The sequence below is a fragment of the Streptomyces sp. NPDC028289 genome (assembly GCF_055565975.1).
In genome coordinates, this window is sequence record NZ_JBVHTI010000002.1 from 786,592 (window position 1) to 812,334 (window position 25,743).

The window sequence follows — 25,743 nt, forward strand, 5'->3', positions numbered from 1 at the left end:
CTTACTGAACTGTTTCTGGCTGGTGGATCAGACGGTGCGGGCGGCGGCGAGGGACTCGTGGGCCGCGGCCGCCACGTTCTCGGCGGTGAAGCCGAACTCGGCGAACAGGGTCCCGGCGTCGGCGGAGGCGCCGAAGTGCTCCAGGGAGACGATCCGTCCGGCGTCGCCGACGAAGCGGTACCAGGTCAGGCCGATCCCGGCCTCGACGGCGACCCGCGCCTTCACGGCCGGCGGCAGGACGCTCTCGCGGTACTCGCGGGACTGCTCCTCGAACCACTCCACGGACGGCATCGACACCACCCGGGTGCCGATCCCCTCGGCCTCCAGGAGGTCGCGCGCCCCGACGGCGAGGTGCACCTCGGAACCGGTGGCGATCAGGACCACCTCCGGGGTCTCGGTCGACGACTCGCGCAGTACGTAGCCGCCCTTGGCCGCGTCCGGGTTCGGCGCGTACGTCGGTACGCCCTGGCGGGTCAGCGCGAGCCCGTGCGGGGCGGGGTGCGTGGCGTGCCTCTTCAGGATCTCGGCCCAGGCCGTCGCGGTCTCGTTGGCGTCGGCCGGGCGGACGACGTTCAGGCCCGGGATGGCCCGCAGCGCGGCCAGGTGCTCGACCGGCTGGTGGGTCGGGCCGTCCTCGCCCAGGCCGATCGAGTCGTGGGTCCAGACGTACGTCACGGGCAGCTGCATCAGGGCCGACATACGGACGGCGTTGCGCATGTAGTCGGAGAACACCAGGAAGGTGCCGCCGTAGATCCGGGTGTTGCCGTGCAGGGCGATGCCGTTCATCTCGGCGGCCATCGAGAACTCGCGGATGCCGAAGTGGACGGTACGGCCGTACGGGTTCGCCTCGGGCAGCGGGTTGCCCTTCGGCAGGAAGGAGGACGTCTTGTCGATGGTGGTGTTGTTGGAGCCCGCGAGGTCGGCGGAGCCGCCCCACAGCTCGGGCAGCACCGGGCCGAGCGCCTGGAGGACCTTGCCGGAGGCGGCGCGGGTGGCGACCGCCTTGCCCTCCTCGAAGACGGGGATCTCGGACTCCCACCCCTCGGGGAGCTGACCGGCCACGACCCGGTCGAAGAGCCGGGCGTGCTCCGCGTGCTGCGTCCGCCACTCGGCGATGCGCTTGTCCCAGGCCGCGTGGGCCTCGGCACCCCGGTCCAGGGCCCGGTGGGTGTGGGCCAGGACGTCGGCGTCGACCTGGAAGCTCCGCTCCGGGTCGAAGCCGAGGACGCGCTTGGTGGCGGCGACCTCGTCGGCTCCGAGCGCGGAGCCGTGGGAGGCCTCGGTGTTCCGCGCGTTCGGGGCGGGCCAGGCGATGATCGTCCGCATGGCGATGATGGACGGCCGCCCGGTCTCGGCCCGGGCCGCCTTGAGCGCCGCGTACAGGGCGTGGACGTCGACGTCGCCCTCGGCGGTCGGCTCGATGCGCTGGGTGTGCCAGCCGTAGGCCTCGTACCGCTTGAGGACGTCTTCCGAGAAGGCGGTCGCGGTGTCGCCCTCGATGGAGATGTGGTTGTCGTCGTAGACGAAGACCAGGTTGCCGAGCTTCTGGTGGCCGGCCAGCGAGGAGGCCTCGGCGGAGACGCCCTCCTCCAGGTCGCCGTCGGAGACGATCGCCCAGATGGTGTGGTCGAAGGGCGAGGTGCCCTCGGGCGCCTCCGGGTCGAAGAGGCCGCGCTCGTAGCGGGCGGCCATGGCCATGCCGACCGCGTTGGCGACGCCCTGCCCGAGCGGCCCGGTGGTGGTCTCGACGCCGGCCGTGTGGCCGTACTCGGGGTGGCCGGGCGTCTTGGACCCGTGGGTGCGGAAGGCCTTGAGGTCGTCCAGCTCCAGCTCGTACCCGGCGAGGAACAGCTGGGTGTAGAGGGTGAGCGAGGTGTGCCCGGGGGAGAGGACGAAACGGTCCCGGCCGGTCCACTCGGGGTCGGCCGGGTCGTGGCGCATCACCTTCTGAAAGATCGTGTACGCGGCCGGGGCCAGACTCATCGCGGTGCCGGGGTGCCCGTTGCCGACCTGCTGGACCGCGTCGGCCGCGAGGAGGCGCGCCGTGTCCACGGCACGCCGGTCGAGGTCGGTCCACTCGAAGCCGTCGTCGACGCCCACTGATGTCTGCGTGCTCATCTTCAAGAAGTCCTCGTTCGAAGCGTTCTGGCTGGCCTGACGCGTTCAAAAGTAAAAGTCTGACTTTTGGGAGGGAAGGTCGGGGTGTGTCAGCCTGTGGTGAAAGTGGGACACGGATCTTCGACAGGGACGGCACGAGAAGGACATGGCGGACAGAACGCCCAATGGGGCAGGCGACGGTGACGGGATCAGAACCTTCCCCTTCCCGGTGGATCTGAGCGTCGGCGGCGTCGGCATCCAGGTCGGCCCGATGGGGACCGAACGCCGGTGGCACGCCGACGCCCCGCTGGAGCGCGTCCACCGCATCGACTTCCACGTGGTCATGCTCTTCACCGAGGGCCCGGTCCGGCACATGATCGACTTCGCCGAGTACGAGGCCCGGGCCGGCGACCTGCTCTGGATCCGCCCGGGACAGGTGCACCGCTTCTCGCGGACCTGCGAGTACCGCGGAACCGTCCTGACCATGCAGCCCGGCTTCCTGCCGCGGGCCACCGTCGAGGCGACCGGCCTCTACCGCTACGACCTGCCGCCCCTGCTCCGTCCCGACGCCCCGCGGCTCGCCGCGCTCCAGGCGTCGCTCGCCCACCTGCAACGCGAGTACGAGGACACCGAAACCCTCCCCCTGAGCCTGCACACCTCGGTGCTGCGGCACTCCCTGACGGCGTTTCTCCTCCGCCTCGCCCACCTCGCGGCGAGCTCGGCGGAGGCGGCCCGCCGCCAGGCCGATACGACCTTCACCCTGTTCAGGGACGCGGTCGAGAAGGACTTCGCCACCAACCACAGCGTCAGCGCCTACGCGGACGCCCTCGGTTACTCCCGCCGCACCCTGGTCCGCGCGGTCCGCGCCGCGACCGGCGAGACCCCCAAGGGCTTCATCGACAAGCGGGTCGTCCTGGAGGCCAAACGCCTCCTCGCCCACACGGACCTGCCGATCGGCCGGGTCGGCGCGGCGGTCGGCTTCCCGGACGCGGCGAACTTCTCCAAGTTCTTCCAGCTGCACACCGGGCAGACCCCGGTGGCGTTCCGGGCGGAGCTGCGCTGACACGGCGACGGCGCCGGAGGGGGCCCCTCCGGCGCCGCGTGCCCGACTCCCGTGTCAGTGACCGAAGTCGAACCAGTTCACGTTCACGAAGTCCGCCGACTGGCCGCTGCTGAAGGTCAGGTAGACGTCGTGGGTGCCCGTCACCGAGCTGATGTTGGCCGGGACCGTCGTCCAGGTCTGCCAGCCGCCGGTGTTGGCGACCGAGAAGCTGCCGATGGGGGAGTTGGAGGGGCTGTCGAGCCGGACCTGGACCAGGCCGCTCACCCCGGAGGCGGCGCCGCTCGCCACCCTCGCGTAGAACTGGGTGGCCGCCGTGGAGCCGAAGTTGACGCCCTTGTAGAGCGCCCAGTCGCCGTTGGCGACGTAGCCGATGTCGGAGCCGCCGCCGGTGTCCGTGGTGGTCTCCGTGCTCACGCCTGCCTGGCTGTCGTAGGACTCGGCCTGGATGGCGCTGTAGGCGTCACGGTTGCCGGTCGGCGGGGTGGTGGTACCGCTCCCACTTTGCGACAGCACCTGGACGTAGTCCACGACCATCGGGTGGCCGGACTCGGTGGCGGAGGTCGGGCCGCCGCCGAACGCGGCCGGGAAGCCGCCGCCCATCGCCACGTTCAGGATGACGAAGAAGCCGTGGCTCGTGGCGTTGGTCCAGGTGGTGGCGTCCACCTGGTTCGCCGTCACGGTCTGGTAGTTGACGCCGTCGACGTAGAAGCGGATCGCTTCGGGGCTCACCGAGCGGTCCCACTCCATCGTGTAGGTGTGGAAGCCGGACTGGCAGGTGGTGTTGGGGCAGGCGGTCGAATTGCCGAGGCCCGTCGTCTCGTTGCACGGGCCGCCCGAGGCCGTGCCGCAGTGCATGGTCGCCCACGTCTTGTTGATGCCGTTGACGTTCTCCATGATGTCCAGCTCGCCGACGCTCGGCCAGTTCTGGTAGTTGCCCCGGTAGGGGGCGCCCAGCATCCAGAAGGCCGGCCAGTAGCCGAGGGCCGCGTTGCCCGTGACGTTCGGCATCTGGATGCGGGCCTCGACGCGCAGCTTGCCGCCGGCCGGGGGCTGGAAGTCGGTGCGCGTGGTCTCGATCCGGCCCGACGTCCAGTTGCCGGACGCGTCCCGGACCGGCGTGATCTTCAGGTTGCCGCTGCCGTCCAGGGCGACGTTGGCGGTGGACGAGGTCATCGTCTCGACCTCGCCGGTGCCCCAGTTGGCGGCGCCTCCGGGATACGAGGTCCCGGTGTCGTACTGCCAGTCGGAGGTGTTGACGCCGGTGCCGGCGGTGCCGTTGAAGTCGTCGAGGAAGACCTGGCTCCAGCCGGACGGGACGGAGGGAGCCGAGGCGTTGGCGGGCAGGGTGGCGGTCGTGGCGGCCGCGACCGCCAGGCCCATGGTGGCGAGCCCGGCGAGGAGAGCGCGCCGGAACGAGCGCCGCCGTCTGTGGTCCGCAGGAGGTATACCGGAGGTTTCGCTCATGGGGGTGCCTCTCGGGTACGGAGGGGGGTGCGCGGGTGTGCCTCCGAGAGCGCCAGGCGTGACGGGGGACTGGCTGAGAGCGCTCTCAAAGTGGGCCCAATGTGCTCTCCGTGGCTGCGGCCGTCAAGAGTTAAAACAAAGAATCTCCTTGTTTCTCACGGGAGTTCACTCTGTGAAGCCGGCCGCTCGCTAGACCGCGCTGCCGGCCTTCCAGTCCGCCCAGGACAGGTTCCAGCCGTTCAGGCCGTTGGAGGCCTCCACGGTCTTCTCGCCGGAGTTCCTGACGATCACCACGTCCCCGAGGATCGAGCTCTCGTAGAACTTGTAGCCGTCCACCGAGGAGTCGCTCGCCCCCTTGGCGTCGTGCAGGCCGACACAGCCGTGACTGGTGTTCTCGTGCCCGAAGACCGAGGTGGACGCCCAGTAGTTGCCGTGCACGAAGGTGCCGGAGGTGGTCAGCCGCTGGGCGTGCGGGACGTCGGAGATGTCGTACTCGTCGCCGAGGCCGACCGTGGAGGACTCCATCCGGGTCTGCTTGAACCGCTCGCTGATCACCATGATCCCGGACCAGGTGGTGTGCTGCGCGTTGCCTCCGGAGACGGGGTAGGTGGCCAGGGTGGCGCCGTCCCGCTTCACGACCATCTGTTTGGTCGACAGGTCGACGGTGGAGATCTGTTCGCGGCCGATGTGGAAGGTGACGTCCTTCGACTGGACGCCGTAGACGCCGTCCGAGCCCTCCACGTCCTTCAGCTTCAGGCTCAGCGTGATCGTGGTGCCCTTCGCCCAGTACGTCTCCGGGCGGAAGTCGAGCCGGGTGTCGCTGAACCAGTGCCCGACGATCTCGACCTCCGGCTCGGCGGTCACGGTGATCGCCTTCTGCACCGCCGCCCGGTCCGCGACCGCGTGCGTGAAGTTGATCGACACCGGCATGCCGACGCCGGACGTGGAGTCCGCCTCGGGCGTGAAGTAGCCGATGAACGTCTCGCCGGGGGACTTCGTGGTGAAGGTGGCCACCGTCTCGTCGGTCGCGCCCTGCGCCTTCGCCGTCACCGTGTACTTCGTGCCGGAGTACGGGTTCTTCGCCGAGGTCCACTTCGTCTTCGCGTCGTTGAAGGTGCCCGACAGCGTCGTCCCGTCGTTGCCCGCGACCGTCACGGAGGCCAGCGTGCCGTCGGTCACCGTGACCTCGACCGGAGTGGTGAACTCGGCCTTCTTGGTGCCCGAGACGGGCGTGACCGTGATCGTCGCCTTCTTGGTCGCGGACTTCACGGAGGCCGTGGCACCCTTGCCGTCGGAGCCGGCCGAGGCGTCCGCGGAGGAACTGCATCCGGCCAGCGCGGCCCCCGCGGGCACCGCGCCGAGAGCGGCGAGGATCCCGCGCCGGGACCACTTCCCCGACTGCCGTCCGGACCCGTTCGATATGTGCTGGACGCCCACGACACGCCTTCCTGACTTGTCCACCTGTGTCAGGGCATCCTGCGCCGGTTGTATGGGTGGTTCCTTTGAATCACGGGGGTGATCCCTGAGATTCCGATGAGGAGGCGGGTGATCACTCTGCGGAGCGGTGCGAGATCCGGCCGGGGGTAAGGGGAGTCCCGTCCCCTGACCCTGGGTGATCCGCGCGGTGCACACCCTCGCCCGTGTGTACTACGAGTCCGGGGCGCAGGAGGCGGGACCGGTTCGACGGGTGGGTGTTCGGGCGGCGTCGGGGCGCGGTGCACGGGGCACACGTCTCCTCGCACTTCGCCCTGCAGCGCCACCGCGTTCGCGCGGCGTTGCCAGGTGGGGTCGAACACACGCGCCTGCGTTCACCGATGGAGGTGATCGCGGCGGAAGTCAGGTGTGGGTGCGCGAATCTCGCTCGTACGGTCGTGTGACGACAGGGGCGTGTGACCGGAGAGCGGGCGGGAGCGTAGGCATGGCGGCAGCGGCCGGGGCCGGAAGTGCGGGACGTGCCAGGTACACGTTCCGGCTGCGTGTGTCGTCCACCGCCCGCACGGCCCTGATGGCGGAGTGGGATCGGTGTCGGTGGGTGTGGAACGAGTGCGTGGCCAAGACCAGGGCCACGCATCAGCACAACAGGGCCCATCCACGGGACCGTCGGACGTGCGGCCCGGCCCAGCTGGACAAGATGCTGACCGAGGCGAGGCGCACGATCCCGTGGCTCGCGGAGGGATCCAGCGTGGTGCAGCAGCAGGCCGTGCGCGACTTCGGCAAGTCCCGTGCCAAAGCGCACAAGGACATCAAGGACCGGGCCGATGCGCCACCGGACCGGTATGCCCAAGTGGAAGAAGAGGCGGGAAGCCCAGCCGACCCTGAACTACACCCAGCGCGGATTCCGCCTCAAGGACGGCAAGTTGCACCTGGCGGCCGGTATCGTCCTGACCGTGGTGTGGTCTCGCGATCTTCCGGCCGGTCCCTCCTCGGTCCGGGTGTACCAGGATGCCACCGGCGCCTGGTACGCCAGCTTCGTCGTTCCCGCCCAGGCCGAACCCCTGCCGGAGACCAGCCGTGTGATCGGTGTGGACCGGGGTGTGAAGGAGACCGCCACCACCACATCCGACGACCACGACCTGCCACACGCCGAGCACGGCAGGAAGGCTCAGAAGAAGCTGACCAGGTACGACCGGATGATGGCCCGCCGCAGACCGGCCAAGGGACAGGCCGCTTCGAAGGGCTACCGCGCGGCCAAGCATCTGCGGGCCAAGGCGCACAAGAAGGTTGCCCGGCAGCGGCAGGACACCGGCCGCAAGTGGGCCAAGAAGGTCGTGACTGACCACGACGCCGTCGCAGTCGAGGACTTCAAGCCGAAGTTTCTGGCCAGGACCGCGATGGCCCGCAAGGCCGCTGACGCCGCCATCGGCGCCACCAGGACGGCTCTGATCGAGATGGGCCGCAAGCACGGCCGGGAAATCCGCCTGGTTCACCCCGCGTACACCACGATGGACTGCGCGCACTGCGGAGCGAGAGCCAAGCACGCTCCCCCACTGCCTTAAGGGCGTGGGGGGACCCCCAGCCGCTGGGTGAGCGTACGTACACCTGCATCGTGTGTGAAACCGTGTCCCCAAGGGACAAGAACTCCGCGCGCGCGTGATGCTCGTCCGGGCAGGTCTCGACCCGGCTGGTGCCGACGGCGCAAGACCTCCTGGAGCGCTGCTCCAGGAGGCGGCCTGAGCCAGGAATCCCCTTGCTTCAGGGAGGGGAGGATTCAAAACGTGTGCATGGTCCTGGACAGATGGCTGCGATCATCATCTCCTCAGCACCTCGCACCGTCGTCACACCGGGGGACCCGTATGCCCAGCCGCCGCCGTTTCCTCACCGGGGCCGCCGCCACGCCTCTCGCGTTCGCGGCGGTCACCGGGTGCGAGGACGGGGGTGCGGCCCAGCCGGCCGCCGAGCAGCCCCGGCACACCGTCAAGCCCGCCGTGGCGGCGCCGGCCGCGCAGCACCCCTCCGGCCGGCTCAACTTCGTCGTGATCCTCGCCGACGACCTCGGCTACGGCGAACTCGGCTCCTACGGCCAGCAGCTGATGCACACCCCCCGCCTGGACACCCTCGCCGCCGAGGGCCTGCGCTTCACCCAGGCCTACGCGGCCGCCCCGGTGTGCGCTCCGTCGCGCTGCTCGCTGCTCACCGGCCTGCACGGCGGACACGCGACCGTGCGCACCAACCCCTTCGGTCCCGGTGGCCAGGGCGCCCTCACCGACCGGGACTTCACGTTCGCCGAGGCGCTCAGGGCGCTCGGCTACCGCACCGGCCTGATCGGCAAATGGGGCTTCGGGCCCAACGCGCCGGGCCAGCCGAGCCACCCCAACGCCCGTGGTTTCGAGGAGTTCTACGGCTACCTCACCCACCACCACGCCCACGACTACTTCCCCGACTACCTGTGGCACAACGGCACCCGCGAGGAGATCCCGGCGAACCAGGGCGGCGCCCAGCAGGTCTACGCCCCCGACCTCATCTCCGAACGCGCCCTCGGCTTCCTCCACACCCACCGCGACGAGCCGTTCCTGCTCTACCTCGCCCCAACCGTGCCGCACGCCCCCAGCAAGGACCCGCACGTCGGCGCGTACGCCGACCGCCCCTGGACCGGACCCAACAAGCGGCACGCGGCCCAGGTCACCACCTTCGACACCCTGGTCGGCGACGTCACCGACAAGCTCACCGCGCTCGGCCTCGCCGACCGCACCGTCGTCCTCGTCACCAGCGACAACGGACCGCACGAGGAGGCGGGCACCGACCCCGACCTCTTCGACGGCAACGGCCCGCTGCGCGGCTACAAGCGCAACCTGTACGAGGGCGGCATCCGCGTCCCGTTCATCGCCTGGTCCCCGCGGCACGTCAAGGCCGGCACCACCGACCGGCCCACCCCGCTCACCGACCTGCTGCCCACCCTCGCCGACCTCGCCGGCGCGCCCGCCCCCGCGGACGTCGACGGCCTCTCCGTCGCCCCGCTCCTGCGCGGCTCCGCCGACACCGCCCGCCACGACAGCCTCTACTTCTACCGCAACCACGACGGCGTCACCGCCCGCCAGAACGCCGCAGACCACGGCCGCGGCGACCGGCTCGCCGAGGCCCTGCGGCACGGCGACCTCAAGGCGATCCGGTTCGCGCCCGGCCAGAGCCGCCGCGCCCCGGACGACCAGTGGGACGTGGAGCTGTACGACCTGGCCCGGGACCCCGGCGAGGAGCACGACCTGGCCGCCGCCCGGCCCGCCCGGGCGGACGCGCTGGTGAAGCTGATGCACGCGTCGTGGGCGCCGGCGTATCCGCGCAAGCCGTTCGGCGTGAGCCTCGAAGTCAGCGGCCGGGGCACGGAGTTCACGGTCACCGCCACACTCGCCAACGGCTCCGCGCGCCCGTGGAACGCCGCTCGGCTCACCCTCGACACCCCGAGCGGCTGGACCGCCCACGCCCGGGAGGCGGCCACCGCGCCCCGCCTGGACCCCGGCGAGCACCTCACGGTGCACTGGCGTGTCACCCGCCCCGGGGTCTCCACCGCCACGGCGCTCACCTGCCACGGCACCGCCCACCACGGGGACGACGAGGTGACCTACACGGCGACGGCGGCGGTCAGCTGACCAGGGTCGGCCGCTCACGGCGCACCCGCGCCGGCACCGCCCACCACTGGTCCGGGCGGTCCACGACCGGGGCGTCCGGACCGGTGTCGAGGTACCGGGCGAGGCGCAGCAGGTAGGCCGCGATGCCCGCCGCGCCCTGCATCCAGGACGTGCCCGGCGGCAGCAGCGGGGTCTCGATGCGGTACTCCACGAAGCGCCAGCGGGCCCCGTCCCCGTCCCTGACGGCCCGCTCGACCAGCGCGTCGCCCATCCGGAGCGCGGCGTCCACCAGCGGGTCCGCCCCCGGTGTCCCCGCGAGGTCCTGTGCCGCGTCGAGGACGATGTCCCCGACGCCGGCCGTCCCGCAGCAGCGGCCGTCGTTGTCCCAGAACCCGGGGCGCAGCCGCTCCGGGAGCCCCGAGGCGAGGGTCGAGGCCAGGCAGCGCTGCCGCAGCTCCCCGACGCCGTGCCCCGCCACCTCGGTGACGCCCGCGTGGGCGAGCGCGGTGAACAGGTGTGAGGTGCCCGCCGGGCCGTGGCACCAGGTGTACGTGACCGGTTCCACCTCCCGCTTCGACGGCGGGATCGTGTGCGGGACGACGAAACCGCCGTCCGCGAGCGAGCCCACGGACAGTACATGACGGGCCGCGTCCGCGGCGGCCGCGACGAAGTCCGCGCGTCGCACCGCCGCGCCCGCCACCGCCAGGGCGGCGCCCACCCCGGCGGCGCCGTGGGAGTAGTTCGGGCACCGCCACTCCGTGGTCGGCGAGATCCCCCAGTCCAGGCCCGCCTCCGTGCGGTCCGCCATCCGCAGCAGGGCCTCGCCGCCGGTCGTCGCGATCGGCTCCGCGTACTCGCCGCCCGCCCAGACCGCCGTCATGACCACGCCCGCGACGCCCATGATGATGTCGCTGAGGGGCGCGTCGGAGTCCGGCACGAACGTGGTGGTGGTCCGCCAGCCCTCGGGCGTCGCGAGCTCGGCCAGCCGCCGCAGCACGACCGCCTCGCTGCCCGGGGCGAGGAGCCGCAGCGCCGTGGCATGGCCCGCCAGGCCGAGGTAGAGCGAGGGTTCGGTCACGACGGGGGCCTGCGCGGACAGGCGGCTCACGATCCCGGCCGCCAGGGCCTGTTCCGGCCCGCTCAGCGGCCGGTACCGCGCGATCTCGGCCAGCACCGGGGCGAGTCCGGCGATCCCCGCGTACAGCGAGTCGCGGTCCTCGCCGGGGACCGGGTCGGGGTCCTCGTCACGCACCTCTTCCGGCAGCCACGGACCCTCGTCCTGCCGTACCTGCCCCAGCACCCACGCCCAGGCGGCCTCGCCCAGCTCCCGGTACACCTCGCTCGCCGTCACCCGGACACGCTACAGGGCCTGGCCCGCCGTCCGGTCCGGCTGCCAGCCCAGCGCCCGGGAGATCCCGCGGGCCGCGAGCCGCACCGCCGGGGCCAGCACCGGCACCTGGGCGTCGGCCTCGGGCACCACCACCGAGACGGCCGCCACCACCTGTCCCGTCGCCCCGCGCACCGGAGCCGCCACCGACAGCGCGTCGTCGGTGACCTGACGGCTGCTCACCGCGGCGCCGGTACGCCGCACTTCGGCCAGCGAGCGGCGCAGCCGGGCCGGATCGGTGACGGTGTACGGCGTGAAGGACGTCAACGGGCCCGCGCAGTAGTCCTGCTGGAAGCCGGGCGTCTCGTGCGCGAGCAGGGCGAGCCCCACTCCGGTCGCGTGCAGCGGCCAGCGGGCGCCCACCCGGATGTGCACGCCCACCGCCGAACGCCCCGACAGCCACTCGATGTAGACGACGTCCGACCCGTCCCGCACCGCCAGCTGCACGTTCTCGTGCGTCGCTTCGTACAGGTCCTCCAGATACGGCAGCGCGATCTGCCGCAGCGCGAGACCGCGCGGCGCCAGTGCGGCCAGTTCCCAGAGCCGCAGTCCCACGTGGTAGAACCCGTCCGCGTCCCGTTCCAGCGCGCCCCACGCGGTGAGCGCGCCGACCAGGCGGTGCGCGGTGGTCAGGGTGAGCGCGGCCCGGCGGCTGATGTCCGTCAGGCTCAGCGCCGGGTGCCCGTGGTCGAAGGCGGCCAGAACCGCGAGCAGCCGGTCGGGCGCGGAGCGGGCGGCGGCGGTCATGGCTGGTCGGCGACGCGCAGCAGCAGGGCGTGGAGCGTCGCCCGCTCGGCGGGGTCCAGCGGGGCCAGCAGTTCGTTCGTCACCCGCTGGCCCGCCTCGTCGGTGTCCCGCAGGAACACCCGGCCGGCCTCGGTCAGGACGACGATCCGGCTGCGGCGGTCGTCGGGAGAGGGGCGCCGCTCGGCGAAACCCAGCTTCTCCAGGTCGTCGACCAGGCCGACGATCGCGCTCGGGTCGTAGCCGAGCCGGGTGCTCAGCTCCCGCTGGAGCGAGCCCTCCGAGCCGGCGAGGAAACGCAGCACCGCGTAGTGGCGCAGCCGCAGCCCCGACTCCTGCAGGAACGTGTTGAAGACCTGCCCGGAGCGCAGACCCAGGCGGTACAGCAGGTAGCCCGTGTCCGCGTGCAGCCCGCGCATCCACGGCTCGTCCGCGTCGATCGAGGTCGGGTTCTCGGTGTGCTGGCGGGTGATGGCGGTCTCCCTGGTCCTGGCCCTGGCGGCGGGGCGGTCTGTGGCACAGATTCCAGCATGAGGCACCCGTGGGACGACAACAACTATTGACGACAACAATTATTGCTCTTAGCTTCGATCTCGAAAGCCGCAGGTGGCCTCAGGGGCCGCCGCCGTCGTCTGTGAAGGGACCGACCGTGCCCACCATCGATCTCACCGGCAAGGCCGCCGTCGTCACCGGAAGCGGCCGGGGTCTCGGCCTCGCCTACGCCCACGCCCTCGCCGCCCACGGCGCCTCGGTGGTCGTCAACGACGTGGACGAGACCGTCGCCGAGCAGGCCGTGAAGTCCATCACCGCGGCCGGCGGCACCGCCCTCGCCGAGGTGGTCCCGGTCGGCACCGCAGAGGCCGCGGACCGGCTCGTGAACAGGGCGGTCCAGGAGTTCGGCCGCCTCGACATCCTCGTCACCAACGCGGGCATCCTGCGCGACAAGGTGCTGTGGAAGATGACCGACGACGACTTCGACGCCGTCGTCACCACCCACCTCAAGGGCACCTTCACCTGCGCCCGCGCCGCCGCCGTCCGGATGCGCGAGCAGGGCGAGGGCGGCACCCTGATCCTGGTCGGCTCCCCGGCCGGCCAGCGCGGCAACTTCGGCCAGACCAACTACGCCGCCGCCAAGGCCGGCATCGCCGCCATGGCCCGCACCTGGTCGATGGAGCTGGGCCGGGCGGGCATCACCGTCAACGCGATCGTCCCGGTGGCCGCCACCGCGATGACCGAGACCATCCCCGCCTTCGCCCCCTACATCGAGGCCATGCGGAACGGCGAGCCGCTCCCGGGCTTCCTGCGCAAGGGCGAGGGCTTCGGCACCCCCGAGGACTGCGCGGCCCTCGTGCCCTTCCTGGCCTCCGAGGCCGCCCGCTCGATCACCGGCCAGGCCATCGGCATCGGCGGCGACAAGGTGGCACTCTGGTCGCATCCGCAGGAGATCAGTGCGGCCTACGCCGACGGCGGCTGGACCCCGGACACCCTGGCCGAGGCCTTCCCCACCTCGGTCGGTGCCGAACTCCAGACGGTCGGAATCCCGGCGCCCAAGCTCCCGGAGGCGTGATGGACCTGGCATCCCTCACCGCGATCGACGTCCACACCCACGCGGAGGTCTCCTCCCGGGGACACTCCTCCCTCGACGACGACCTGCACGACGCCTCCGCCGCCTACTTCAAGGTCGAGGGCAAGCGGAAGCCGACGATCGAGGAGACCGCGGCCTACTACCGGGAACGGAACATGGCCGCCGTGATCTTCACGGTGGACGCCGAGTCCGCCACCGGCACCGCGCCCGTCCCCAACGAGGAGGTCGCCGAGGCCGCCGCCGCCAACGCCGACGTCCTCATCCCCTTCGCCTCCGTCGACCCCTTCCGGGGCAGGGCCGGCATCCGGCAGGCCCGCCGCCTGGTCGAGGAGTACGGGGTGAAGGGCTTCAAGTTCCACCCCAGCATCCAGGGCTTCTTCCCGAACGACCGCGCGGTGGCCTACGGCCTCTACGAGGTGATCGAGGAGACCGGCACCATCGCCCTCTTCCACACCGGCCAGACGGGCATCGGGGCCGGGGTGCCCGGGGGCGGCGGCATCCGGCTGAAGTACAGCAACCCCCTGCACGTGGACGACGTGGCCGCCGACTTCCCGCACCTGAAGATCATCCTGGCGCACCCGTCCTTCCCCTGGCAGGACGAGGCGCTCGCCGTCGCCACCCACAAGCCGGGCGTGCACATCGACCTGTCCGGCTGGTCGCCGAAGTACTTCCCGCCGCAGCTGGTGCAGTACGCCAACACGTTGCTCAGGGACAAGGTCCTCTTCGGCTCCGACTTCCCCGTCCTCACCCCCGACCGGTGGCTCGCCGACTTCGCGAAGCTGCCGATCAAGGACGAGGTCAGGCCGAAGATCCTCAAGGAGAACGCCGCCCGCCTGCTCGGGCTGGCCACGCCGTAAGGGGCCGCAGATGCGCAACGAGGGACTGGGATCGTGGCCCGCACGCCGGGCCCGCAAGACCCCGCACCGCACGGCTTTGGTGTTCGGTGAGGAGAAGACCGACTACCGCACGCTGTACACCCGCACCACGCGCCTGGCGCACGCCCTGCGCGCCCTGGGGGTCCGCCGCGGCGACCGGGTCGCCTACCTCGGCCCCAACCACCCCGCCTACCTGGAGGCCCTGTTCGCGGCCGGTACCCTCGGCGCGGTCTTCGTCCCGCTCAACACCCGCCTGGCCGGCCCCGAGATCGCCTACCAGCTCGCCGACTCCGGCGCCAAGGCCCTGCTGTACGGCCCCTCGCACGCCGGACTCGTCGCGGGCCTGCCCGGCACCACCGACGTCCGGACCTACGTCGAAGTGGGCCCCGAGTACGAGGAGTTGCTGGCGGCCGCGGCGGACGACACGATCGACGAGCCGGTCCTCCCCGACGACACCTGCATCATCATGTACACCTCGGGGACGACCGGCCGCCCCAAGGGCGCCATGCTCACCCACGCCAACCTCACCTGGAACGCGCTCAACGTCCTGGTCGACACCGACCTGATGGCCGACGAACGTGCCCTGGTCTCCGCCCCGTTGTTCCACACGGCGGGCCTGAACATGCTCACCCTGCCGGTCCTCCTGAAGGGCGGCACCTGCGTCCTGGTCGAGGCCTTCGACCCGGGGACCACCCTCGACCTGATCGAACAGCACCGGATCACCTTCATGTTCGGGGTGCCCACGATGTTCGAGCAGGTGGCCCGCCACCCGCGCTGGCCCGCCGCGGACCTCTCCTCGCTGCGCATCCTGACCTGCGGCGGCTCCCCGGTCCCGACCCCGCTGATCGCCGCCTACCAGGCGCGGGACCTGACCTTCCTCCAGGGCTACGGCATGACGGAGGCCTCGCCCGGCACCCTCTTCCTCGACGCCGAGCACGCGATCGACAAGGCGGGCTCGGCGGGCGTACCGCACTTCTTCAGCGACGTGCGGGTGCTGCGTCCCGACCTCACCCCGGTCGAGGTCGGCGAGCCCGGCGAGGTCGTGGTCCGCGGCCCCCACGTCATGCCCGGCTACTGGGGGCTGCCGGAGGAGACCGCGGCCTGCTTCGCGGACGGCTGGTTCCGCAGCGGGGACGCGGCCACGGTCGACGAGGACGGTTACGTCTTCATCGTCGACCGCCTCAAGGACATGATCATCTCCGGCGGTGAGAACGTGTACCCCGCCGAGATCGAGGACCTGCTCCTCGCCCACCCCGACATCGTCGAGTGCGCCGTGATCGGCGTACCGGACGAGAAGTGGGGCGAGGTGCCGCGCGCGGTGGTCGTGCCCCGCGAGGGTGCCGTCCTCGACCCCGAGGAGGTGCTGGCCTCGCTGGCGGGGCGGCTCGCCAAGTACAAGCTCCCCAAATCGGTGGTGCTCGCCGACGAACTCCCGCGCACCGCCTCCGGAAAACTCCTCAAGGCCCGGGTGCGCAAGCGCTACGGCACCGACTCCCAGTAAGGAAAGCGACATGAGCGTCACGGTCAACGGACTCGACGAACTGAAGAAGCTCGCCGGCAGCGACCTCGGCACCAGCGACTGGATCGAGGTCACCCAGGACCGCATCGACACCTTCGCCGACGCCACCGGCGACCACCAGTGGATCCACGTCGACCCGGAGCGGGCGGCCGCGGGCCCCTTCGGCGCCCCGATCGCCCACGGCTACCTCACCCTGTCGTTGTTCATCCCCCTGTTCACCGAGCTGCTGGACGTCCAGGGCGTCACCACGAAGGTCAACTACGGCCTGAACAAGGTGCGTTTCCCGTCCCCGGTGAAGGTGGGCTCGCGGATCCGGCTGGCCGCGAGGCTGGCGGAGGTCGAGGACGTGCCGGGCGGTGTGCAGATCGCCGTCGACGGGACGATCGAGATCGAGGGCGGGGCCAAGCCCGCAGCCGTACTGCAGAGCCTGTCGCGCTTTTACGCGTAGGGGCTTGCTGTGGTGGGGAACTGCGGGCCGGTGGGGGCTGGTCGCGCAGTTCCCCGCGCCCCTGTGGGACGCTCAGCTCAGCTCAGTTCACCACGTCCACGAAGATCGGGTTCGAGTAGAACCACGTGTCCGCCCACGGGTCGCCGTTGCCCGGCTCGTGCGGGATCGGGCCGTGCGGGTCGATCGCCGCGCCCAGGTAGCCCGTTCCGTTGCGCTTGCCGTCGCTGCCGCGCAGGCGGACGTAGAAGGACTCGTCCCCGGCCGTGATCGGGATGCGCAGGGTGTAGGTGCCCTCGCGGCCCGACACGTCCTTCGTCTGGACGACCTTGGTGTCGGGCGCCTGCCAGGTGTCGCGGTCGGCGACCGGGCCGCGCACGGCGCCCCGGATGACGTCGACGTGCGCCAACTGGGGCAGGATGCCCTGGGCGTTGGCCCGGGACGCGGTCGTCACCGTCACGTTCAGGGTGATCCGCTCGCCCTTGCGGACGCGCAGCCGGCCACCCAGCGTGACACCGGCGCCGTGGTCGCAGTCCCGCTTCAGCCGGACGTCGAGGCCGTCCAGCAGGTGCCCGTGGTCCAGCCAGACCCGGCCCGCGCGCAGGCCCGCCATCACCGCACGGTAGCCGTACCGGGTGACACCGACGTGGGTCCGGCTGAACTCGCCGGGCCAGAAGTCGCTGCCGGGCTGCGGCGTGTCGGTGTTCACCGGGTCGGGCAGCTTGCCGGTGTTGTCGAAGTTCTGCCCCGCCGGCCAGTCGCCGTTCTTCCAGGTGTCGAAGACCGTGCGGTGGTTGTCGGAGTTGGTGGTGATGGTGAACAGGCGGCCCTCGGACAGCATGGCGTCCCACAGACCGCCGACCGTCGCGGTGGCCCAGTCGAAGCCGCCGTACGTCAGATACGCGTCCGCCGGGTAGCCCGACCACGACTGCGCGGACGGCTTGTTCTCGTACTCACCGCGGATCGAGGTGGCACCGCGCCAGCCGGGGATCGCGGCACCCTGGGCGCCGGGCGCGCCCTCCATGCCGATCATGATCTCGGCGGCCGCGTCCCGCCAGTTGCGCATCTCGTGCGGGGAGTCGATGCCGAGCCGCAGCGGGTGGTTGGCGAGGACGAGGACGTCGTCGACGTAGCCGGTGCGGCGCTGCTCGGCCAGCCACTGGATGGCCTTGACGGCGTGCCCTTCGTTGCGGGCGGTGTCGGCCGCGCCCGCCGACCCCTCGGTGTAGCCCAGGAGCTTGCCGTCGTAGGCCAGCTCGAACTGCGTGAGCAGGTCGGTCTCGTGCGGTCCCGGCGCGGCGAACACCGTGCAGTGCTCGGCGGCCGGGATGTACCACTCCAGACCCTGGAAGATCAGCTGGCGCGGGTTCTCGGCACGGGCCTTGAGGATCTCGGCGTGCTCCGTCTTCGCGCCGTAGTAGGCGTGCCCGAAGTTGGAGTGCTCGTTGAACACCATCCAGTCCAGGCCGTACTTCGCGGCGGCCCGGGCCTGCTGGGAGAACGTGTACTTGGCGTCGTGGCTGTACACGGAGTGCACGTGGTGGTCGCCGACCAGGTAGGCGAGGCGGGGGTCCTCGCCGCCCAGGCCCCGGCCGGACGCGGCGAACGCGGGGGTCGCCGCCGACCCGAGCGCGAACGCGGCGCCGAACAGGCCCGCGCGACGCAGGAGTCCACGCCTCGACATGCCCTGGGCGTCCAGGTCGGCGGGGGAGACGGCAGGGTCGGCCCAGGTGGGCAGCTGCTGCTCGGTCATGAAGATGATCCTCGTAACGGGGGTCAGTGGGTCATGAAGGAGGAGACGGGCAGGGCCCGCGAGACGATCCGGACGTCGCCGAGGCGGCCGTAGAGGATCTGGTCGATCTTGTCGGCGTAGGTGTAGCCGCCGAGCAGCCAGGGCTCGCCGACCGAGGTGATGCCCACCGCGGAGGCCTTCGGGTTGCGCACGACCGGGCAGCCGTCGACGTACAGGGTCGTGTGTCTGCCGTCGTTGACGACGGCGAGATGGCACCAGGTCTCCAGTGGCGTCTCCTGGCCCCAGTTGGTGGCGATGCCCTCCTGGTTGAGCGGGCGCATCGCCCACTGCGGTTCGCGGTCGTTGGACAGCGAGAGGGTGGCCACCGGCTCGTCGGGGTCGTCGGCGGTCTTGCCGGCGGCTCCGCCGGTGCCGCGGCGACTGACCACGCCGGCCCAGGCGTTGTGGTCGGGGTCCCAGTCGGCGGGCAGGCGGAAGAACGCCTCGATGGTGTAACCGTCCTTGAACATGGCCGAGTTGAGCGGGGCGCCGCTGACCGTCTGCAGGTAGGCGCCCTTCAGCGGCGACTTGTAGCCGCTGAACTCCAGGCTGCCGTGGCCCGGCTGGTCCGGGTGGTGGTCCGCCGACCAGCCGAGGGTGCCGCCGCCCACCGGGACCACGGTGAGGTCGTTGCCGTTGCCGGACAGGTCACGGACCGTGCCGGAGACCGCCGAGTCGAACCGCCAGTAGGCGGCCGTGCCCCGGACCAGCATCTGCGAGGCGGGCCGCGCCGGGCGGACCGGCACCGGGGCGAAGCCTTCGAAGCGGGCTGCGAAGTCGATGTCGACGGAGAAGCGGTCCGCGTCGCCGCTCAGCTCCATCTCCTGCCGCTCCAGCTCGTTCAGGCCCTTCTTGGCCCGGCCGAGGATCCACGGCGAGACCGTTTCCACGTCGATGACGTCGCGGTCCAGGTCGAAGTGGTAGAGGCGGATCATCGCCGCGCCGCCGAAGTACCGGTTCTGGTAGTTCGTCAGGTGCAGGTGCACGTCGTTCCCGGCCGCGTTCTTGCGGGTCGCGCGGCGGGCCGGCCAGTAGTGGCCGTTCAGGGTGAGGAAGATCTGGTCGTGCTCGTCGACCAGCTGGTCCCACAGCTGCTGCCCGTACGACGACAACTCGTCGTCGTCCACGACCAGTTCGTGCGTGGTGAGGATGACCGGCGCCGTGGGGTGCGCGGCGATGACGTCCTTCGCCCAGGCGTACCCCTTGGCCGACAGCCGCCAGTCCAGCGCCAGCACGAGCCACTCGCGCCCGGCCGCCCTGAACAGGTGGTAGGTGTTGTAGCCGTCCGCGGAGGCCCCGCCGAACGTCGGCTGGTCTGCGAAGCGCTGCGGGCCGAAGGCGTCCAGGTACGGCGTGGCACCGCGCTGGTCGTCCGTGGACGACCTGATGTCGTGGTTCCCGGCCAGCACGCTGTAGCCGACCCCGCGCCGGTCGAGGATCTCGAACGCCTTGCTGATCGCGGCGAACTCCTCCGCCGCGCCGTTCTGGGTGAGGTCGCCGAGGTGGGACAGGAAGACGATGTTCTCGTCGGACTCGCCGCCGTGCTCGAGGAGGTAGCGCAGCGACGCCTCGATGGGCGCCGGGTTGATGCTCGGCCCGTCGAAGAGGTACTGGGTGTCGGGCATCACCGCGAGGGTGAAGCGCCGGCTCTCCGGGTCGGGCCGCCGGCCGGAGCCGGAGGACGCGTCGGCGACGGTGGGCAGCGCCACCCCGGCGGTGGCGGCGGCCCCGAGCAGCGCCGTCGCCCGGAGGAAACTGCGGCGTCCGGCTCCGGCCTGCGCGGCCTCGCCCTGAGGGTGGTCATGCGAAGTACACACGTGTGCTCCGTGAGTAAGCAGAAGTGACGGCGAAGGGCGTGGGGGGACAAGGGCGTGGGGGGACTCGGAAGACGGATCTCGGCAGACGGATCTCACAGCACGCGCAGGGTCCAGCTCCAGCGGTGGACGCCCGGTGCGACGAGGTAGGAGGGGAAGGTGTCGGGACCGCACGATGCCGTGCCGAGGCCCCGGTGCGCGGCGTCGATGTGGACCACGCAGCCGGCCCGCGGCACGAGTTCGTCGTGGTGGGTGACGGCGGTGAGGTCCTCGGCGCGGTAGCGGCTGACGGAGACCTGGCGGGGCTCGTCCAGCTCGACCGCGAGTCCGGTGGCGTCCGGCGCCGACAGCATGAACCGCCGTACGCCGTGCCGGCCGCCGCTCTCCTGGGGCCGCAGATACGGGGTGAACAACTCGTCCACCGGGAGGCAGTGGTGGCCGACCGGGGCTCCCGCGGCACGGTCGGGGTACGACTCCCAGGGACCCTGACCGAACCACTCCAGCAGATCGAGCCCGGCCGCCGTCTCGAAGACCGAGCCGACCCGGGCCACGTCCGCGAACTCCTCGGGCAGCTCGGCCGACTCGTCGACCCGGACCCCGCCCTCGACCGGCGTGAACTCCTGCCGGTGCCGTACGACCCCGACCGTGCCGGCGTACTCCGCGAGCACGGTCACCCGGGCGCCGTCGCGGTGTACCGAGACCACCTTGCGCACCAGCTGGTCCAGGCCCCAGGCGCGCCAGCGTAGCGCCATCCCGCCCAGCTCGTCGTTGTCGGTGGGCGCCCGCCACAGCGAGAGGGCCGGCGCGGCGGTCAGCAGCGGATGCAGCAGCAGTCCCTCGCCGTCCACCTCGACGGCGGGCCCCGCCGGTACCGGCGGCCCGAGCGGGTCCGCCGCCCGGATCCGGATCTGCGGCGCGCAGAGCTCCGTACCGGCCGGTGCCCACGGCTGGTCCTCGGCGACCGTCACCCGCAGCGTCAGCCACGCCTCACCGCCGTCCGCCGGCACCTCGAACGGCAGCGGTACGGCCGCCGTCTCGCCGGGGCACAGCTCGGGCAGCTCGGCCGGGCCGGTCAGGGTACGGCCGTCGGCCAGCGCCAGCTCCCAGGTGCCGGCCAGCCAGTCGAAGCCCCGGAAGTGCTGGTGGTTGGCGAGGACGATGCCCTCGTGCCGGAAACACCGGATGCGGACCGGCGCCGCGATCTCCCGGTGCTCGTACATCGCGGGCTTGGGGGTGCGGTCGGGGAAGACGATCCCGTCCGCGACGAAGGCCCCGTCGTGCAGGGCCTCGCCGAAGTCGCCGCCGTACGCCCAGCGGTGGCCGGGCGCGGCGACACCGTTGTCGTACAGTCCGGCGCCCGCGCGCCCGACCGGTCTTCCGTCGCTCACCCGCTGGAGAATTCCGTGGTCCCAGAACTCCCAGATGAACCCGCCCTGAAGACCCGGAGTGGACTCGATGGCGGCCCAGTGGTCGGCCAGCGTGCCGTTGCTGTTGCCCATGGCGTGCGAGTACTCGCACTGGATCAGGGGCTTGGTCTGCTCCCCGGACAGGGCGTGGGCGACACAGTCCTCCAGTGCCGCGTACATCGGGCAGGCGATGTCGGAGGCCACGTCCGGGTCGGCCCAGCCGAGTTTGGCGGCCCCCTCGTACTGGATGGGCCGGGTCGGGTCGTGCCGCCGGACCCAGCCCGCCGCCGCGTCGTGGTTGGCGCCGTAGTCGGACTCGTTGCCCAGCGACCAGATGATGATCGACGGGTGGTTCTTGTCGCGCAGCACCATCCGCGAGACCCGGTCCACGAAGGCGTTCAGGTAGCGCGGGTCGTCGGCGATCTCGTGGGCGTGGTCGTGGGACTCGATGTCCGCCTCGTCGACGACGTAGAAGCCCAGCTCGTCGGCGAGGTCGTAGAGGGCCGGGTCGTTCGGGTAGTGCGAGGTGCGGACGGCGTTGAACCCGAAGCGCTTCAGCACCACGAGGTCGGTGCGCATGTCGTCGTAGGACACCGTCCGCCCGGTGAGGGGGTGGAAGTCGTGCCGGTTGACGCCCCGGATGAACACCCGTTCGCCGTTGACGAGCAGGTCCCGGCCGACGATCTCGACGTCCCGGAAGCCGACGCGGTGGTACGACGTGTCGGCGACCGTGCCGTCCGCGCGGTGCAGCCGCACGGTCAGCCCGTACAGCTCGGGCTGCTCCGCGTTCCAGGTGCGCACCTCCGGCACGGCGGCGCGGATGCGGGCCTCGCCGAGGAAGTCGGAGACCCGGTCGTCCTCGGTGTTGAGCCGGTCGAACTCGGCGTCCTGCGCGAGCGGTTCGCCGTCGAGGTCCCCGGTGACGTACCAGCCGCCGGGCAGCGACCCGTCGCCGGCCGCGTTGCGCACCTGGCAGTCCACGCGCAGCTCGCCGTCCCGCCGCGCCCGCACGGTCACGTCCGCGAGCCGGAACGGGTCGGTCGCGTACAGCAGCACCGAGCGGGTGATCCCGCCGTGCCACCAGTGGTCCTGGTCCTCGACGTGCGAGGCGTCCGACCACTTGACGACGGTGAGCCTGAGGACCGACCGCGCGCCGGGGCGGACGGCGTCGGTCAGGTCGAACTCGGCCGCCAGGTGCGAGTCCTTGGAGACGCCCACCGGCCGCCCGTCGACGTGCACGAGGAGCACGCTCTCGGCGGCGCCGACCTGGAGCACGATCCGGCGCCCGGCCCACTCCGCGGGCACGTCCAGCTCACGCTCGTAGACCCCCGTCGGGCTGGCGGCCGGGGAGCCCGGCGGGAACTCGCGGAACGGCATGGTGACGTTCGTGTACTGCGGCAGGTCGTCGGTGTCCTGCACGGTCCAGGCTCCCGGGACGTGGGCCGTGGACCAGGAGCCGCCGACCGCCGCGTCCGGAGCTGGCAGCAACTGGAAGTGCCAGTCGCCGTCCAGGGGGAGTGCTCCGGCGCGCCGGTCGACGGCGTTCATGGGGAGCCGCCCCCAGGAGGTCACCTCGGGGGCTTCCCAGGGGCGGAGGGCGATCAGGGGATCGGCGGGCCGGGGCCCGGGGATCGACGGACCGTTCATCGGCTGGTGGCTCACTTCTCTGGTGTCGTGGGTGGCGTGGGTGACGTGGCGGGTCCGGGCAGGACGCGACCCGCCCAGGCCCAGGCGGGGTCGACGGGGATGCCGAGCCGGTCCAGGACGGTGGGGGCGATGTCGATGAGGCGGGGGGTGTCGAGCAGGGTGCCGCCGGGCGAGCAGGGCTCGGCCAGGATCACGAAGACCTCCCGTTCGGCGCGCGTGTCGCCGCCGTGGCCGCCGGCGTCGAGGTGGCCGTGGTCGGTGGTGACCAGTACGGTCCACCGCTCGCCGGAGCCCCGGGCGCCGACGGCCGCCAGCAGGCGTCCGAGATGGCTGTCCTGGGCGAGCAGGGCGGCGTCGTAGGCGGGGGAGAGCGGGCCGGTGGCGTGGCCGGCCTCGTCGGTGGCGCCGAAGTACACGAACACCAGGTCCGGGTCGTGCTCGGTGAGCCAGTGGACGGCGGTGCGGGCGACGAGGTCGTCCGCGGCCGCGTAGCCGTCGCTCTCGCCGTCGTGGTGGACCCGCCGGCCGATGGCGGGGCCGAGGGCGCCGCGGTGGACCAGCTCCGGCCAGGAGACCACGGCCGCGGTGCGCAGACCGGGACGGGCGGTGGCGGCGCGGCTGAGGAAGTCGGGGTGGCGGGTGTAGTCGGCGCCGGCGAAGTCATTGCCGGTGACCCCGTGCCGGTCGGGCCACACCCCGGTCAGCACGCTCGACCAGCCGGGGCCGGAGTCGGTGTAGGCCATGCTGGTGGACGGCCCGTCCCCGGCCTGGCCGTCCACCTCGCCGTACGGCAGCAGGCTGGTGCCGTGGGCGCCCGATGCCATGAGGCCGTGCAGGACGGGCGCGTGGGCACCGGGCCGGGTCAGCCGGTCGTGGCGCAGCCCGTCCATGCCCACCACGAGTACCCTGCCGTCCCGGCCGATGTCCCTCACCGGATCCCTCCTCTGTCGCGCGCGGGTCAGGTGCCCTGGACCGCGCCCTCGGTGGCGCCCGCGATGAAACCGCGGGCGAATATGGCGAACACCAGCACCAGCGGCAGGGAGGCCATCAGCACCCCGGCCATGACCATGCTGTAGTCGGTGGTGTGGCCGACGTTGAGCTGGGCCAGCTCCACCTGGAGGGTCACGTGGTCGGGGTTGGTGAGCACGATGAGCGGCCAGACGTAGTCGTTCCAGGCGCCGACGAAGGCGTAGATGGCGAGGAAGGACAGCGCGGGCCTGATCATCGGCAGCGCGATGTTCCAGTACTGGCGGAAGAACCCGGCGCCGTCGATGCGCGCGGCGTCGAGGAGTTCGTCGGGCACGCCGTTCTCGATGTACTGGCGCAGCCAGAAGATGCCGAAGGCGTTGGCCAGGGCTGGCGGGATCAGCGCCTTGAGCATGCCGACCCAGCCGATGTTCGACATGAGGATGAACTGCGGCAGGATCGCCAGCTGCAGCGGCAGCATCATGAACAGCAGCAGCGTGCCGAAGAGCACCTTGCGGCCGGGGAAGTCGAACTTGGCGAAGGTGAAGGCCGCCAGCGAGTCGATGAAGAGCACCAGGACGGTGGTGACGGTCGCGACGATGACCGTGTTGAGCATCGACCCGAAGAAATCGATGGTGTTCAGCACGTGCCGGATGTTCTCCAGCAGGTGCGAGCCGAAGGTGAACTTCGGCGGGCTCTTGTAGATGTCCTGGGTGGTGTTGGTCGCCATGACGATCGTCCACAGGAACGGGAAGACCGAGAGCAGGACGGCCGCCATGAGGATGATGTGCGCGGTCAGGCCCTTGGGGCGGCGCAGCCGCCTCGCGCGCGGGGCCGGCCGCGTCGGGCCGGCTGCCGGGTCGGCTGTGGTCACGGCTTCCTCCCTCGTTGGGTGATGCGCCAGTTGACGGCGACGAGGACGATGATCAGCAGGAAGAAGGCCCACACGATGGCCGCGCCGTAGCCGTAGTCGTTGTTGAGGAAGGCCGACTGGTAGAAGTACAGCAGCGTGGTCAGACCGGCCTGTCCCGGGCCGCCGAGGTTCGCGTTGGCGGCGTTGCTGGCGAACAGGACCTGGGGTTCGCTGAAGCTCTGCAGACCGTTGATCGTCGAGATGATGACGGTGAACAGGATGATCGGCCGCATGATCGGGATGGTGATCTGGAAGAACGTGCGGACCGGGCCGGCGCCGTCCATCTTCGCCGCCTCGTAGATCGAGGTCGGGATCGCCTGGAGACCGGCCAGGTAGATGATCATGTTGTAGCCGGTCCACATCCAGGTCATCAGCAGCGAGATGACCACCTTGATCAGCCACGGGTTGCTCAGCCACGGCACCGGCGAGATGCCGACCGTGCCCAGGATCGCGTTGACCAGGCCGAAGTTGTTGCTGAACACCGCGCCGAAGAAGATCGCCACCGCGACGATCGAGGTGACGTTCGGTACGTAGAGGGCGATCCGGTAGAAGCCCTTGAAACGGCGCACCGAGTGCAGCAGCGTCGCCAGCACCAGGGCGCCCAGCAGGGTGGGCACGGTGGACAGCACCCAGATCACCAGGGTGTTGCGGATCGACAGCCAGAAGACCGGGTCCGACCACAGGAACCTGAACTGCTGCAGGCCCACGAACTGCATGTCGCCGAGGCCGTCCCAGCGCTGGAAGGCCAGGTACAGCGAGTAGAAGACCGGGAAGAAGGAGAACGCGGCGAAGATCAGGTAGAAGGGCGAGATCGCGAGGTACTGCCGCCAGTACGACAGCGGCCCGCGCCGCCGGGGCCGTGCGGTGGTGCCCGCGGGCGTGGCGCGCCGCGGGCGGAACCGGGCCGGGCCCGGCCCGCCGCGGTGTTCGGGCACCGCGGCGGGACCGGTCACCGGAGGTGACGTC

General features: G+C 71.4%; 18 protein-coding genes and 1 pseudogene. 7 read left to right on the plus strand and 12 right to left on the minus strand.

The genetic code is table 11. The features are described from left to right. Window positions 1-27: 27 nt before the first annotated feature. Window positions 28-2,118, minus strand: coding sequence for a transketolase (gene tkt, locus ACZ4UV_RS11410; protein WP_451020414.1), 2,091 nt, complete (start codon window positions 2,116-2,118; stop codon window positions 28-30). Between the two features lie 145 nt (window positions 2,119-2,263). On the opposite strand from tkt, the gene ACZ4UV_RS11415 reads away from it, so the two are divergent. Then, a complete protein-coding gene (locus ACZ4UV_RS11415) occupies window positions 2,264-3,160 on the plus strand; it encodes a helix-turn-helix domain-containing protein (RefSeq protein ID WP_390037309.1) in 897 nt (298 codons plus the stop codon). A gap of 54 nt (window positions 3,161-3,214) precedes the next feature. Here the strand turns inward: ACZ4UV_RS11415 and ACZ4UV_RS11420 are convergent, their stop codons facing one another. After that, window positions 3,215-4,624, minus strand: a complete 1,410-nt coding sequence (locus tag ACZ4UV_RS11420; RefSeq protein ID WP_467837484.1) for a glycoside hydrolase family 16 protein — start codon at window positions 4,622-4,624, stop codon at window positions 3,215-3,217. Window positions 4,625-4,813: 189 nt separating this feature from the next. Then, the gene (locus ACZ4UV_RS11425) at window positions 4,814-6,061 is read right to left on the minus strand and encodes a L,D-transpeptidase (RefSeq protein WP_451020412.1); all 1,248 of its coding nucleotides are present in this window, start codon (window positions 6,059-6,061) and stop codon (window positions 4,814-4,816) included. A gap of 481 nt (window positions 6,062-6,542) precedes the next feature. Here ACZ4UV_RS11425 and ACZ4UV_RS11430 point away from each other — a divergent pair. Both ACZ4UV_RS11430 and ACZ4UV_RS11435 read left to right on the plus strand, forming a co-directional pair. Then, a pseudogene (locus ACZ4UV_RS11430) lies at window positions 6,543-7,798 on the plus strand (RNA-guided endonuclease InsQ/TnpB family protein). Between the two features lie 119 nt (window positions 7,799-7,917). Continuing rightward, window positions 7,918-9,705 carry a sulfatase-like hydrolase/transferase gene (locus ACZ4UV_RS11435; RefSeq protein ID WP_467837486.1) on the plus strand — a complete coding sequence of 596 codons (1,788 nt, stop codon included), beginning with the start codon at window positions 7,918-7,920 and terminating at the stop codon, window positions 9,703-9,705. Here ACZ4UV_RS11435 and ACZ4UV_RS11440 read toward each other — a convergent pair. From ACZ4UV_RS11440 to ACZ4UV_RS11450, 3 genes are read right to left on the minus strand one after another with little or no spacing between them, the layout of a single operon-like run. Then, window positions 9,698-11,035 (minus strand): lanthionine synthetase LanC family protein, encoded by a 1,338-nt coding sequence (locus ACZ4UV_RS11440; RefSeq protein ID WP_467837488.1) that lies wholly within the window; start codon window positions 11,033-11,035, stop codon window positions 9,698-9,700. The genes ACZ4UV_RS11435 and ACZ4UV_RS11440 overlap by 8 nt on opposite strands. A gap of 9 nt (window positions 11,036-11,044) precedes the next feature. Continuing rightward, entirely contained in the window at window positions 11,045-11,818 is a 774-nt protein-coding gene (locus ACZ4UV_RS11445) for an IclR family transcriptional regulator (RefSeq protein WP_451020409.1), read from the minus strand. Further along, window positions 11,815-12,234, minus strand: coding sequence for a MarR family winged helix-turn-helix transcriptional regulator (locus ACZ4UV_RS11450; RefSeq protein WP_467837931.1), 420 nt, complete (start codon window positions 12,232-12,234; stop codon window positions 11,815-11,817). The genes ACZ4UV_RS11445 and ACZ4UV_RS11450 overlap by 4 nt, the downstream gene beginning before the upstream one ends. Before the next feature lie 230 nt (window positions 12,235-12,464). Between ACZ4UV_RS11450 and ACZ4UV_RS11455 the strand changes: the two genes are divergently transcribed. Genes ACZ4UV_RS11455 through ACZ4UV_RS11470 form a run of 4 tightly spaced genes read left to right on the plus strand, consistent with a single transcriptional unit; the run spans window position 12,465 to window position 16,242 of the window. Then, window positions 12,465-13,382: an SDR family NAD(P)-dependent oxidoreductase gene (locus tag ACZ4UV_RS11455; RefSeq protein ID WP_467837490.1), complete on the plus strand. Its 918-nt coding sequence runs from the start codon at window positions 12,465-12,467 to the stop codon at window positions 13,380-13,382. Next, complete coding sequence (locus ACZ4UV_RS11460; RefSeq protein ID WP_390037299.1) at window positions 13,382-14,257, plus strand: amidohydrolase family protein; 876 nt, start codon at window positions 13,382-13,384, stop codon at window positions 14,255-14,257. Before ACZ4UV_RS11455 ends, ACZ4UV_RS11460 begins: the two co-directional genes overlap by 1 nt. A 10-nt stretch (window positions 14,258-14,267) precedes the next feature. Continuing rightward, window positions 14,268-15,776, plus strand: a complete 1,509-nt coding sequence (locus ACZ4UV_RS11465; RefSeq protein ID WP_467837492.1) for an acyl-CoA synthetase — start codon at window positions 14,268-14,270, stop codon at window positions 15,774-15,776. A gap of 10 nt (window positions 15,777-15,786) precedes the next feature. Next, window positions 15,787-16,242, plus strand: a complete 456-nt coding sequence (locus tag ACZ4UV_RS11470; protein WP_451021116.1) for a MaoC family dehydratase — start codon at window positions 15,787-15,789, stop codon at window positions 16,240-16,242. A gap of 82 nt (window positions 16,243-16,324) precedes the next feature. On the opposite strand, the gene ACZ4UV_RS11475 is transcribed toward ACZ4UV_RS11470, so the two are convergent. From ACZ4UV_RS11475 to ACZ4UV_RS11500, 6 genes are all read right to left on the minus strand, one after another. Continuing rightward, entirely contained in the window at window positions 16,325-17,992 is a 1,668-nt protein-coding gene (locus ACZ4UV_RS11475; RefSeq protein ID WP_451021115.1) for a PHP domain-containing protein, read from the minus strand. Between the two features lie 23 nt (window positions 17,993-18,015). Then, window positions 18,016-19,848, minus strand: a complete 1,833-nt coding sequence (locus ACZ4UV_RS11480; protein ID WP_467837495.1) for a LamG-like jellyroll fold domain-containing protein — start codon at window positions 19,846-19,848, stop codon at window positions 18,016-18,018. 92 nt (window positions 19,849-19,940) lie between these two features. Continuing rightward, window positions 19,941-22,898, minus strand: a complete 2,958-nt coding sequence (locus ACZ4UV_RS11485) for a glycoside hydrolase family 2 TIM barrel-domain containing protein (protein WP_467837497.1) — start codon at window positions 22,896-22,898, stop codon at window positions 19,941-19,943. Window positions 22,899-22,909: 11 nt separating this feature from the next. Further along, window positions 22,910-23,788, minus strand: a complete 879-nt coding sequence (locus ACZ4UV_RS11490; protein WP_467837933.1) for an alkaline phosphatase family protein — start codon at window positions 23,786-23,788, stop codon at window positions 22,910-22,912. A 68-nt stretch (window positions 23,789-23,856) separates the two neighbouring features. Beyond that, window positions 23,857-24,642, minus strand: a complete 786-nt coding sequence (locus ACZ4UV_RS11495; RefSeq protein ID WP_351498473.1) for a carbohydrate ABC transporter permease — start codon at window positions 24,640-24,642, stop codon at window positions 23,857-23,859. A 92-nt stretch (window positions 24,643-24,734) separates the two neighbouring features. Continuing rightward, window positions 24,735-25,712, minus strand: a complete 978-nt coding sequence (locus ACZ4UV_RS11500; protein ID WP_390037647.1) for a carbohydrate ABC transporter permease — start codon at window positions 25,710-25,712, stop codon at window positions 24,735-24,737. Window positions 25,713-25,743: the final 31 nt, after the last annotated feature.